The organism is Pseudomonas sp., from assembly GCF_049590575.1.
Classification (GTDB): Bacteria; Pseudomonadota; Gammaproteobacteria; order Pseudomonadales; family Pseudomonadaceae; genus Aquipseudomonas.
Window position 1 is genome coordinate 1 of record NZ_JBAWDE010000347.1, and the last position, 12,701, is coordinate 12,701.

General features: G+C 63.0%; 6 protein-coding genes and 1 pseudogene. 1 reads left to right on the forward strand and 6 read right to left on the reverse strand.

Features of this window, described 5'->3' with window-relative positions; all coding sequences use genetic code 11:
- Positions 1-477: pseudogene (locus tag WBR57_RS23840) on the reverse strand (urea ABC transporter permease subunit UrtB); the annotation flags it as partial.
- A gap of 125 nt (positions 478-602) precedes the next feature.
- Positions 603-1,868 carry an urea ABC transporter substrate-binding protein gene (urtA, locus tag WBR57_RS23845; RefSeq protein WP_101266032.1) on the reverse strand — a complete coding sequence of 422 codons (1,266 nt, stop codon included), beginning with the start codon at positions 1,866-1,868 and terminating at the stop codon, positions 603-605.
- Between the two features lie 288 nt (positions 1,869-2,156).
- Here urtA and WBR57_RS23850 point away from each other — a divergent pair, with 288 nt between their 5' ends.
- Entirely contained in the window at positions 2,157-8,072 is a 5,916-nt protein-coding gene (locus WBR57_RS23850; RefSeq protein WP_424087221.1) for a hypothetical protein, read from the forward strand.
- Here the strand turns inward: WBR57_RS23850 and WBR57_RS23855 are convergent.
- From WBR57_RS23855 to WBR57_RS23870, 4 genes are all read right to left on the reverse strand, one after another.
- Positions 8,069-9,079 carry a FecCD family ABC transporter permease gene (locus tag WBR57_RS23855; protein ID WP_424087223.1) on the reverse strand — a complete coding sequence of 337 codons (1,011 nt, stop codon included), beginning with the start codon at positions 9,077-9,079 and terminating at the stop codon, positions 8,069-8,071. The genes WBR57_RS23850 and WBR57_RS23855 overlap by 4 nt on opposite strands.
- Positions 9,076-10,023, reverse strand: a complete 948-nt coding sequence (locus WBR57_RS23860; protein WP_424087225.1) for an ABC transporter substrate-binding protein — start codon at positions 10,021-10,023, stop codon at positions 9,076-9,078. Before WBR57_RS23860 ends, WBR57_RS23855 begins: the two co-directional genes overlap by 4 nt.
- Positions 10,020-10,808: an ABC transporter ATP-binding protein gene (locus tag WBR57_RS23865; protein WP_424087228.1), complete on the reverse strand. Its 789-nt coding sequence runs from the start codon at positions 10,806-10,808 to the stop codon at positions 10,020-10,022. The genes WBR57_RS23860 and WBR57_RS23865 overlap by 4 nt, the downstream gene beginning before the upstream one ends.
- On the reverse strand, positions 10,808-12,701 hold a 1,894-nt coding region (locus WBR57_RS23870; RefSeq protein WP_424087230.1), incomplete at its 5' end, for a TonB-dependent receptor. The genes WBR57_RS23865 and WBR57_RS23870, both read right to left, overlap by 1 nt.

Below are 12,701 nucleotides of genomic sequence, written 5' to 3' on the forward strand. Positions count from 1 at the left end.
GCCGAGCAGGCGCACGGCGGCCAGGCGCACCAGCGGGTCGCTGTCTACCAGTTGCAGGTTGGCCAGGGCCAGGCTGAGGGCGGTGTGCACGTCCTCGTTGGTCTCGGCGGCGACCTGCTGGTCGAGGAATTTGAGTTGCGCAGGTTGCGCGGTTTTTTGCAGGGTTTGCGCAGCGGCCAGGCGCACCTTGGGGTCGGCGGCGAGCAATTGCTGGCTGGCTTGTACATTATCGATCAGGCCGCGCAGGCGGTTGTTCAGGCGTACGGTTTTGGTTTCGCCGTTGAGCGTGAGCTGGCCTTGTTCCAGGGCGTCCACCAGTTCGATGCGCGCCGGGTCGGGCTGGGCGGCCCAGTCCTGCAGCAATTTGGCTTGTTGCGCCGGGTTGGCTGCGAGGAAGTCTTCGGCGTCGCCTGCATATACCGCCAAAGGCAGCAGCAACAAGGCCGTGAGGATGAAACGGTGCAGGGCAGTGGGCATAACAAAATGTCCTGATCGTGTGGGAGGGGGCTTGCCCCCGATAGCGGTGTCTCAGGCAATGCATCTGTCACTGATCCACCGCAATCGGGGGCAAGCCTCCTCCCACATTTGACCTGTGGTGGGGCTTAGTTACTCTTCACCGCGTAATCCGGCTTTTTGTCATTGCCAGGGATGTACGGGCTCCATGGCTGTGCACGAATCGGCTCGTTGGTCTGCCACACCACCGAGAACTGCCCATCGGCCTGGATCTCGCCGATCATCACCGGCTTGTGCAGATGGTGGTTGGTCTTGTCCATGGTCAGGGTAAAGCCCGACGGTGCGGCGAAGGTCTGCCCGGCCAGCGCTTCACGCACTTTGTCGACGTCGGTGGATTTGGCTTTCTCCGCCGCCTGCGCCCACATATGGATGCCCACGTAGGTGGCTTCCATCGGGTCGTTGGTCACGGCTTTGTCGGCGCCCGGCAGGTTGTGTTTCTTGGCGTAGGCTTTCCAGTCGGCGACGAACTTCTTGTTGACCGGGTTTTCCACCGACTGGAAGTAGTTCCAGGCCGCCAGGTTGCCCACCAGCGGTTTGGTGTCGATGCCGCGCAGTTCTTCTTCGCCTACCGAGAACGCTACCACCGGCACGTCGGTGGCCTTCAGGCCCTGGTTGGCCAGCTCTTTGTAGAACGGCACGTTGGAGTCGCCATTCACGGTGGAGATCACCGCGGTCTTGCCGCCGGCGGAGAACTTCTTGATGTTGGCGACGATGGTCTGGTAATCGGCATGGCCGAACGGGGTGTAGACCTCTTCGATGTCTTTGTCGGCCACGCCTTTGGAATGCAGGAACGAACGCAGGATTTTGTTGGTGGTGCGCGGGTACACGTAGTCGGTGCCCAGCAGGAAGAAGCGCTTGGCGCTGCCGCCTTCTTCGCTCATCAGGTATTCCACCGCCGGAATCGCCTGCTGGTTCGGCGCCGCACCGGTGTAGAACACGTTCGGCGACATCTCTTCACCTTCGTATTGCACCGGGTAGAACAGCAGGCCATTGAGTTCTTCGAACACCGGCAATACCGATTTGCGCGACACCGAGGTCCAGCAGCCGAACACCACCGCGACCTTGTCCTGGGTCAGCAGCTGGCGGCCTTTTTCAGCGAACAGCGGCCAGTTCGACGCGGGGTCGACCACCACCGGTTCGAGCATCTTGCCGTTCACGCCGCCCTTGGCGTTGATCTCGTCGATGGTCATCAACGCCATGTCTTTAAGGGACGTTTCGGAGATGGCCATGGTGCCGGACAGCGAGTGCAGGATGCCGACCTTGATGGTCTCGGCGGCCTGGACGGTCCAGGTCAAACCCATGGCGGCAATGGATGCCGACAGTGTGAAAGCCTTGATCAAGCTGCGACGCTTCATTGTGCAATCTCCATGACTCAATGATGTGATGCAGGAGCGATTGCAAAGGCTGTGCCGGAGAGCTCAAACGTGGTGCTTGGGCGCCCCGCTTTGGCGTGTGACGAGTCGCGCGCACCAGTGCGGAGCCGAGGTTGCACGCGAGTGCACGCCAGCGCACCGTAACGGTGCTGGCGTCCTATCTATCTAACGCCTTTCGAAGGCCAGACGCTTGAAAGTGAGGCGTGCCTGGCACGCCGCCGAAATTCGAGGCGACGCCTGGGTTTTACTTTCAATCAAACGGCAATCGATATGGACACTACAGAGATTCAAAGCGACAGGCCCAGTGTGATGGCGCCGTTGGGGCCGGAATTTATTACCGGCAACGACGCGGCCTTCTGGGTCCACATGCAGATCAGCATCCTGCGTAACCGTGTCTATGGCGCGGTGATTCTCAAGCGGGCCGACGGCAGGTATCTGCCCACGCTGCCCGTGGCGGGTACTGCAGACGGTTTCACCTTCGCCACCCTGCTGAGCGAGGACGCTGACGAAAACCTGATGCACCCTGAGGGTTACAGCGTGTATGCGTTCTTCACCTCAAGGGCCGCACCGTCCCCGGAGCGAGCCCGCGACCTGTCACAGTGGAGCCCTGCGCAACGGCGGCTCGAAATGAGTTTTTTCTCAATGAAAGGGCTGGCGTTCGTGATCGGGCAACGCGATTTCTGCCCGATTTATTATTTGTCGGGGCCGCACGACTCGCTGATCAAATATGAAAGCAGCGGTTCCGAGGACGAGCAGAATTTCTTCCGCCAGATCACATCAACCCGCGAACCGACCGACTTTGAAAACTTCCTGTATCTGATCAATCGCACAGCACGCGCGGGTGTACTGCGCGTTGTGGTCGCCAACAAGGAATTGGGCGGCAAAGCCGGGCAGATCGTCGAGCCATGGACCCTCAACCAAGCGGTGGCAGCGCAGGCCCAAGCCCGTCAGTCGCTCCCCGCTACCCAGGTTTTCCCGCGCTGGCAGGATGCACTGCGCTCAGCCCTGCCGCCCCTCGACGCACCGACCCAGGACAGCCATTTTGGCTACCTGCTCAAGGATGATGCGGGCGAGTATGTGGCGATGCTGCCGGATGAGGACCTCAAGCGTATCTTTGTCAGCCACCCGGCGGGTATTGCGTTGCCCGAGGGCCGGCCAAAGTTACCGAGCGGCTTTTATCTGCACGCGATTTATTGCTCGCTGGCCAGCCAGCACTTCCCCACGGTGCCCAAGGAACAGTGGCTCAGCGAAAACTTCTTTACCGGCGCTGCCCTGGCGGCGGCGGTAGCCCTGGTCGGTGCCGATGAGCCGGAGCTGGCGCTTTACTTGCGCGCCAACGATGGTGCTCTGCTGATGTACCGCTGCACGGGGTCCGAAGCGCAAACCCGGCTATTCGGCACTGAGGGTGCAGACATAGACAAACGCTTGAAGGACGGCAGCCTGAGCCCTTCGGCGTTTGTTCGGCAAGTGGCCGACGTGGGCACCTTGACGGTCATGGAGGCCGGGCGGGTGTGGGATAAGGTCGGAGTGGTCGGCCCGCAATGGCAGGCCTTTGCGAAGATCCATGACCGCCTGAGCCCGGCCTTCGTCAAGACCGACGACGTTGCACGCTACCTGCATTACAAGGTGGGCTCCCCCCACCGTTCTTTTCTCCAGGCCTATCTCTTTAAACGCAACGATGGGCTGTTTGTCGCCTCGATGCTGTCAGACCCCGATAACTGGCCGTTGCTATGGGGTGGGACATCGCCCCCCGACAACGTTCTGACGCGTGTCGAGCTTGAAGGTTACCAAATGGTTGGCGAGTTCAATCGACCCGTCTACGACATGGCCGATGTGCGTGCCCTATACCCTGAAAAAAACCCACGACAGCTGAAGTTTTTGCTCAGTACACCGGCGACTCATGCAATCGACTCGGCCCTGTTTTATTCCAATCAGATCAAAGTGCTTTACGTCAGCGGAACGAACGGCACGTTGATCAAATACGCTCTCAGCGGCTCCCAGGCCGAGCGTCAATTCGGCGAGTACCTGTCAAAAGCCATTCAGGACGGTAAAACCGTGGCCCGTGTACAAGGTTTCGACGGCACGCGTGAAGGGTTGATCAAAGAACTGGTAAAACTCGGCGAGGTAACGGTGCTGCTGGCGGATGAAGGTTGGTACAACGTCCAGGGCCGGGTCCCGGCCACCTGGGAACCCGACGCGCCTTTCACGGCAACGGCCTCCATTGATACGCCACTGAGCTGGGTCTTCACTGACCTGGCAACCGCCGCCCGTTATGCCAATGACCGTATGCGGTCAACGTCGGGTGGCCGGCGAGTCGGTTGCATCCTCAAGCACACGAATTTACAACAGTACGTGGTCAGCGAGCCCAGCGCCCCGGTATCTGCCGACCAGGCGCTCTTCGCGCTGTCGAATGTTTTCGGCAATGCCAGCCTGCCGCCAGGTTTTGCCTTGCGCGGTTGGTTCTGCCGCAGCGAGCCGGATGCCAGCGGTATCGCCAGCGAGCCCTGGCTGTACGAAACCTTTGTCGCCAGCGCCGATCTGGCCCAGGCCATCGCTGCGCTGCATGCGGACGGGCAAAGCCATCTGGCGCTTTACCTCAGCACGGCGGATGGCGCGCAACTCGCCTATGACACCTCCGGGTCAGCCGAGGAAGCTCAACTCTACGCTGTGCTGCCCGATGGCAGCGTGACGGATAATGGCGTGGCGGGCGAATTGCGCGCCGGCACGCTGACCCCCCGTGAGCTGATCCTGAAAGTCGCCGACGCCGGAGCACTTTCAGTGCAGCAGACCGGCACGCTATGGGATGTGCCCGGCCTGGTAGATCAGGACTGGCGCGCTTATGCATTGGCGGCGCGACCGCCATTGAGCCCGCCGTTTCTGCACATGGAGGACGCGGCACGTTACGCCCATGGGCAAATCGGCGACCAGCGCGAGCGTGAATACTGCGGCTATATCCTGCAACGCCCGGACGGTCACTGTGTGGCGACCGAGCCGATGTACGCCAGCGATGCCGGGCGCTTTGCGCTGGGGGTGGTGTACCCGCGTGACGTCAAGGGCCGCTCGTTGCTGCCGTCCGGGCTTGTGTTGAAAGCCGTGTACGCTTCCAGCCGTGGGGTGTCGCTGCTGGCCCCCGAGCGTTTGCTGCGCGAGGGCTGGTCCCGCGACGATGCCTACCTGGAAGCGCAGATGTTCAGCGCCGGGGATATCTACGCGCTGATCCAGAACCAGTCGCAGGTGGCCGTGGCCTACCTGTCCGGCGCCGAGGACTGCTTACTGGCCTTTGATCTGGCTGGCGCCGCGGATCTGACGAGTTTATTCAAGGCCGTCACCCCATCGGCTCAAGGCAGCCCGACGTCACGCAACCTGGCCAACGGTACGCTGTTGGCGCCGGAGTGGGTCAGGCAGGTGGCGGCGGCCGGTAGCTTGCGCGTAGTGTTGGGCAACCCGCTGTGGGGCGCTCCGGGGATGATCACCGAACACTGGCGGCCACGCCTGCCAATACCGCGTCGCGAACGCCCGGAGCAGGTCTCCTACGGCCCGGTCTGCGCCAGCGCCGCCGATGCCGCCCTGGCATTGCATGGGCGACTGGAGCGTGGAGCGCCGACGCAAACCTGTTTCGGCTTTATTCTCAAACACCGCGATCAGGCCACTTTTGTCAGTTCCGAGCGGGTGCCGTCCTGGGACAAGGCTGGGCTGTTCGCCTTGAGTGACGTGTTTGGGGTGGATGATGAAGGCGCGTTCATTTACCCGGCCGGCTATCAATTGCATGCCTTGTTCTACGCGCGCCACTGGATGCCCCAGGGGCTGACCACCTCCGACCAATGGCTGGCAGAGCATTTTATCTCGGCAGAGGATTTGGCGATTGCCACGGTCCAGGCCAAGCGCCAGCGCGACACGGGCACGCTGGTGGGGTTGCCGGTGTTTGTCTCGACCCTTGATCGGGCCCTGCTGCGGGTGCAGACACCGCTGTCATCCTCGCTGTTCAACCCGACGCGCCAGGCCTCGGGCGTTTTTGAAGATGTGCAGACCTTGATCAGCAGCGGCCAGATGACGGCCGCGGGGTTCGTCAACGAGGTGGCGAAATTGAGTTGGCTGAGTGTGCTGGTCGCCAATGAATGTTGGACGGTGACGGGCAAGCTCGACGTCAGCCAGGCGCCCTGGAACGCCTTTGCCGGCTTCCTGCGCCGCTCGTTGAGCCCGTTGTTCAGCAACCAGGCGGATGCTGTGCGCTACGCCCATCAGCAATTGGGCACGCAGCGCGATCAGGTCTATGGCGGCCTGGTGCTGCAACGCAACGGTACGTTTGTCGCGACCCTGGCCATCCCGGTGTTGAGTGAAGACTTTGACCCGAACGTGATCCTGCCCGGCCTGGACGTCAGCCAGGCGCTGCTGACGCCGGGCTGGAAGATGGTCGCGCGCTATCGCTCGCGGGCTGCGCAGGTGCTGCCGTTCTGGTTGGCCGCCCAGGACAACGCGACCTATCAGAATCTGTTTTCCACCAAGACCTTGGACACCGCCCTGAAATCGGGCCACCTGTGGACCCATGAATACCTGCTGACAGCCGACGGTTCATTGATCGGCTTCAGTACCCAGGACGCCCAGCGCAGCCTGATGGGCAGCGCCGAGCGCAACGAAGCGACGCGGTTGCTCAGCGCACTGGAAGTTTCCCTCGCACCCAACCGTCTGGCGCCCCAGGATCCCTACAGCAATACCCTCGAACAGCAACTGCGCGCAGGCCGCAAAACGCCGACCGAACTGGTCAATCAACTGGCACGGGTGGGCACCTTGCAAGTGCTGGAGGGCGGCCCGTTGTGGGGGACTGCCCAGCGCGTGCAGCCGGGCTGGTTGCCGGGCCTGGCTTACATCCCACCTGAGGCGGTGGCGCACGCGGTGGCGGACCGGGCGTTGGGCCCGGTGTTCAAGCATGCCGACGATGCTGCGCGCCATGGCCACCAATCCACCCTTGCGCGTGCGCAACTGAGCTACGGCCTGATTCTCAAGTCGTCCGACAATGGGCACTTTGTCGCGTGCGCGCCGGTCAAGGGCGATGACCTTAAATTCAGCCTCGACCGCGCCTTTGCGCGCGGCCAATTGCCCACCGGCTACACCCTGCAGGGCCTGTACCTGCGGTTGCCACAGCAGGCCGCAGCGCAGCTGCCCCAGGGCGAGGGTTATGCCCAACTGCCGGCGCCTGCCGTAGTGCTCCAGGCACTGAGTTTCCTGCAGGTGCTGACGGCGGGAAATGGGCGGTTCCTGCCGTTGTACCTGTCGTGCCCCGACGGTTCGCTGTGGCGTTATCGGGCGATGCAATTGGACCCGGACTGGTCATCCCAGAGCCGGCAAGCGGCCTATCTCAAACGCCTCAATAGCCTGGGCAGCCTCGACGGTTATGCGATGAAGCTGCTCGAATCCGGCGAGGTGCGCGTGCTCGACAGCAGCCCGTTCTGGGACGCATTGGTGCCGCGGCTCAAGCGCCGTGCCACGACCCTGGTGGGGTTCGACACACGCCTGGCCCTCGGGCCGCTGTGTGCCCACCCGGACGACGCAGCGCGGCTGGTGTGGCAGCGTTTCGCGCGCCTGCAACCGCAGGCACGCCTGGGGGCACTCCTGGGCAATGGCGACAGCGATACGTTTATCGCCGTGCAGCCGGTGGCGGATGTCGGGCCGTCGGTGGCGGTGGGGCTACGTTCGCAAACACCGGCTTTCAAGACGCTGTTCGAAGGCGTGGTGAACCTGGCCTATACCAGCACCTCGACCCGCTACCCGGCCGGCTACAGGATTATGGGCGTGCAGCAACTGTACAAACTCGACACGCAGCGCCAGCGCCTGTCGGACCGGTACGAAGAGGCCCTGGCCCACAACTTTATCGCCCAGCCGGAAATTCGCGGTTTTATCGAGATGCTGCGCGAGGACCGGGTCGCCGGGGCGCGCTATTACTTCACGCCGGTCCAGGGCGGCCTGATAGCCTATGAACCCAGTTATCACGTAGATGAAAGCCAGTTACTGCGCGATGACTGGGTGGACGCGGCCACTGGCGAAATGAAGCTCAAACCAAGCGAGGTGATCCGCCGGTTGGCGACCTCGGGCACTCTGACCATCCTCGAAACCGACCGCTTCTGGCAGCCACGCAGCCAGGTTGCGCAGCGCCTGTTGCATGCGCTCAAGGAGGCTAGCCCGCGCACTTAACGCTTGCGCATCAAGCCGATAAAAAACAGCCCGCCGATGGCGGCCGTGGCCACCCCGATCGGCAGGTCCTCAGGCGCAATCAGGGTGCGTGCGGCGACGTCGACCCAGACCAGGAACACGCTACCCAACAGCCCGCACACCGGCAACAGCCGCCGGTGTTCGGCGCCGACAAGACGCCGCGCGATATGCGGCACCATCAGCCCGACAAAGCCGATGGAGCCGCTGATCGACACCAGCACGCCGGTCATCAACGAGGCGACCAAAAATACCTTGAGCCGCACCGTGCGGGCGTTCAGGCCGAGGGTCACGGCGGTCTGTTCGCCGGCCATCAGTGCGTTCAATGGCCGCGCCATAGCGAGCAGCAACACCAGCCCGAGCAACACCGTGGCGGCGGGAATCGCCAGCAGTTCCCAGCGCGCCAGGCCGAGGCCGCCGAGCATCCAGAACATCACCGCCGACGCAGCGCGATGGTCGCCCATGAACAACAGCAAGTTCGCCGCTGCCATCATCACGAACGACACCGCCACGCCGCACAGCAACAGGCGATCACTCTCCAACCGACCGTTGCGACTGGCCACCGCCAGCACCACCAGCATGCTCAGCAGCGCGCCGATAAAGGCGGCGATGGGCAGGGTCAGCAGGCCGATGATTTCGCCCACATGCAGCACCACGATCACTGCGCCCAAGGTTGCGCCGGAGGTGACGCCAAGCAGGTGCGGGTCAGCCAGCGGGTTGCGCGTGACGGCCTGCAATACCGCGCCGATCAACGCCAGCCCGGCACCCACCAGCGCGCCCAGCACCATGCGCGGCACGCGGATCAACCACACAATATGTTCCTGGCCGGTGTTCCAACTCACCTCGCCCATGCCGAAGGTTTTGTGCAGCAGAATCCGCCACACCACGTCCAGCGGCACCCGCGCCGAACCGAACCCCAGCGACACCACGCAGGAGACCAGCAGCAGTGCGCCCAGGGCACTTAGCAGCAGGGCGTAGCGGCGCGTGATCATTCGCCGTGGAACCCCTTCGCCAGGGTTTCCACCGCCAGCACGTTATCGATGCCCGGCGTGGCCTGCACATACGGGATCACGATAAACCGCTGGTTCTTGATCGCGTCCACCGATTGCAGCGCCGGGTTGTTGAGCAAGAACTGCTCTTTTTGATCGGCGGTGATTTCGCTGTAGTCGACGATCACGATGACCTGCGGGTTGCGCTCGACCACGGTCTCCCAGTTGATGCGCGTCCAGCTGGCGTCCACGTCATCGAGGATATTGCGCCCGCCTGCCGCGTCGATCAGCGCCTGGGGCATGCCGAGTCGGCCGGAAGTCATGGCGCGGTCTTCGCCGCTGTCGTAGAGGAACACGCGTGGTTTGTCGGCCGGCAGGTCTGTGCGTATGTCGGCGACGTGCGCCTGCATCTGGGCGATCAGCGCAGTGGCGCGGTCCTGCACATCGAAGATTTTGCCCAGGTTGCGCAGGTCGTTATAGGTGTCGTCCAGGGAGGCGGCGGGGCGCTTCATCACGAAGGCGCAGGATTCGCTCAGCTCATAGACGTTGATGCCCAACGGCTGCAGGGTCTGTGGTGTGAGGTCGCCGCCCACGCGCATGCCGTAGTCCCAGCCGGCAAAGAAAAAATCCACGTTGGCATCGAGCAGGGTTTCCACCGACGGGTACTTGCGCGCCAGCTCCGGCAGGCCATCGAGGGTCTTGGCCATCTCGGGCGTGACCGACTTCCAGCCGGTCACGCCGCTGTAGCCGGCCATGCGCGGCTTGAGGCCGAGGGCGAGCATCATCTGAGTCATGTTGATGTCGTGGCTCACCGCGTGTTTCGGCGCTTGCTGAAAGGTCACGTCGCGGTTGCAGCTTTTGACGGTGACCGGGTAGTGGGTGGCTTCGGCGAAAGCGTGCGACGTCGCGAGCAGCAGGGCAACAACAGAGAAGGCGCGCAGGTTCATGGTTGGGTTATCCAAGTGATTCGGGGGACGCCGGACAGGGGATGTTCGTCGATCAACGCTTCGACGCCGAACACTTCGCGCAGCAGCTCGCAGGTCAGTACTTCATGGGGCGTGCCGCTGGCGACGATGCACCCGTGGTTGATCACGTACAGGCGATCACAGAAGGCTGCGGCCAGGTTCAGGTCGTGGATGCTGGCCAGCGTGCCGATGTTCAGGCGCTTGACCAGCCGCAGCAGTTCCAGCTGGTAGCGCGGGTCGAGGTGGTTGGTCGGCTCGTCGAGGATCAGCAGTTGCGGTTGCTGGGCCAGGGCGCGGGCGAGAATCACGCGCTGCTTTTCTCCGCCCGACAGGGTGGCGAAGGCGTGCTCGTCAAAGCCCTGCATGCCGACCGACGCCAGCGCCTGTTGCACGCACTGCCGGTCCTGCGCGGTGTCGCTGTCGAACAGGCCCTTGTGCGGCGTGCGGCCCATGGCGACCACTTCATCCACGCGCAGGCCGAAGGCGTCGGGGAATTCCTGTAACACCACGGCGATGCGTTGCGCGCACCATTTGGCGCTCTGCTTCCACAGGTTCTGCTGGGCCAGCAACACGTCACCCTGTGCCGGCCTGGTAGACCGATAGGCACAGCGCAACAGGCTGGTCTTGCCGCTGCCATTAGGCCCGATCAGGCCCACGAACTCACCCGCACCCACCTGCAGGCTGGCGTCACGCAGTTGGAACCGGTGATGGCAATGGCCGTGATCGGACGGTGTCCAGGTCAGGTCGGTCAGGGTGAGCGAGGTCATCAGAAGGTGTAGTCCGCCGTGACGAAGAATGCGCGTGGCTCACCGAGAATCCACTGTTGGCCGTCGTTGTACTGGCTGACGGCGTAGGTGCGGTCGAACAGGTTGTTCAGTTGCAGGCCCAGGGTGGTGTTGCGCATGGCCTGCCACGACAGCGTCGCGTCCACCACGGTGTAGCTCGGCAGCTCGTTCTGGTTGGCCATGTCGGCATAGCGCGCGTCGACGTAACGCACGCCGGCACCGGCGCGGATATCGTCGGTCACGGCCTTGCTCAACCACAGGTTGGCGGTACGGCGCGGTACGTCCACCGGGCGGTTGCCGTCACGCGAAACCTGCACGCCGCCGACGTCCTGTTTGAAGTCGTCGTACTGCGCACGCACGATGGCCGCGTTGGCTTGCAGTTGCCAGGCGTTCGGCAGTTGCAGATCAAGGCTGGCTTCCAGGCCGTTGGAGGATTGCTGGCCGACTTGCTGCTTGAAGTCCGGGTTGCCCGGCACGTCGGTCAGCAGTTTTTTCTTGACGATATGGTAGGCGGCCAACGTCCATTCACCGCGCTGGTTCCAGAAGGCTTGCTTGATGCCGATCTCGCTCTGCCTGGCCGTGGACAGGTCGAACTGCTGCTGGCTCGGGCTCAGGGAGATCAGGCCGCCGACGCCGTCGGTGCTGGTGGCGTACTGGCCGTAAACCGAGGTGTCCGGGCTGATCGCGTAGACCAGGCCGGCCTTCCAGTTATTGCCGGTGAGGGTCTTGTCGCTCTGGCTGCCGTCGCGCAAATCGTCGCGGTCGACATGCGCATAGTCGCGGCGGATGCCGGTGACCAGCGCCAGTTTATCGGTGAGCTGCAAACGGTTTTCCGCGAAGCCGGCGACGGTTTTGGTGGTGGTGGCGAACAGCGGCTTGAACGCATCCTGGCTTTCGAAGGGACCCGGTTGCGGGTGATTCACATCGATAGGCAGACCACCGGACAACAGGTCGTTAAACGGCGAGTTGTTGGCCAGGCGGAAGCGAATGCGGTTGTACTCGACACCGGTGACGGTCTGGCTGTCGAGGCCGAACAGGGTGTGCTTGAAGGTGAACGTCTGGCGATCGCCGACCTGTTCCTGGTTCTGTTTGATGCTGAAATAACCGCTGCGGGTCAGTTGGTTATTGGTGAAGTTGTAGTTCTCGGCGTTTTGCCAGCGCCGCTGGTTTTTCAGGTAGTACAGCGCGTTGCTGGCGCTTATGTTGTCATTGATCTGCCACTCGCTGGTCAGGCGCGTCCACTGGTCGTTGTAGTGCTGGGTGTCGTTGCTGACGTTGTAGTTTTTGTCGCGCAGGCCCTTGTGCAGCTGCCCGTTGATCAGCGGCGTGCCGAAGTAGTTTTGCGGGCGCTGGTCGCCGTAGTCGCTGGCCAGGCTGAAGCTCAGGTTGTCCGCAGGCTGCCAGCGCAGGGCGGCACTGATGAAGTCGCTGCCAGAGTCGCCACGGTCGATGAAACCGTTGCTGCGCAGACGGTTGAGGTTGAGACGGTAGCTCAGGGTGTCGGTCAGCGAGCCGCCGCTGTCCAGCGCTTGCTGTTGGCGGTCGTAGGAGCCATAACCCAGGCGGACGTGGTTTTCGATCTCGCCGGTAAAGGGTTTTTTCGACACGGTATTGATCACCGCACCGGTCGCGCCTTCGCCGTACAGCACCGAGGCCGGGCCGCGCAAAACGTCCACGCGTTCCACCGACCAGGTGTCCACCGGAAAGGTCGAAGTGCCCATGCCCATGTACATGCGGTTGCCGTCGTACAGCTGCATCACCGAGCCCTGGCCGGTAAAGCCACGCGCCGACAGCGAGGTGCCGCCATCGCCGGGCGAGCCGGTGCGGCTGATCCCGGTGGCGCGGGAAATCGCGTCCTGCACGCTGGCGTCGCCC

Coding starts and splice junctions, on each gene's coding strand:
- urtA (WP_101266032.1), bottom strand. CDS start 1,868: ATGAAGCGTCGCAGCTTGATCAAGGCTTTCACACTGTCGGCATCCATT.
- WBR57_RS23860 (WP_424087225.1), bottom strand. CDS start 10,023: ATGAACCTGCGCGCCTTCTCTGTTGTTGCCCTGCTGCTCGCGACGTCG.
- WBR57_RS23850 (WP_424087221.1), top strand. CDS start 2,157: ATGGACACTACAGAGATTCAAAGCGACAGGCCCAGTGTGATGGCGCCG.
- WBR57_RS23865 (WP_424087228.1), bottom strand. CDS start 10,808: ATGACCTCGCTCACCCTGACCGACCTGACCTGGACACCGTCCGATCAC.
- WBR57_RS23855 (WP_424087223.1), bottom strand. CDS start 9,079: ATGATCACGCGCCGCTACGCCCTGCTGCTAAGTGCCCTGGGCGCACTG.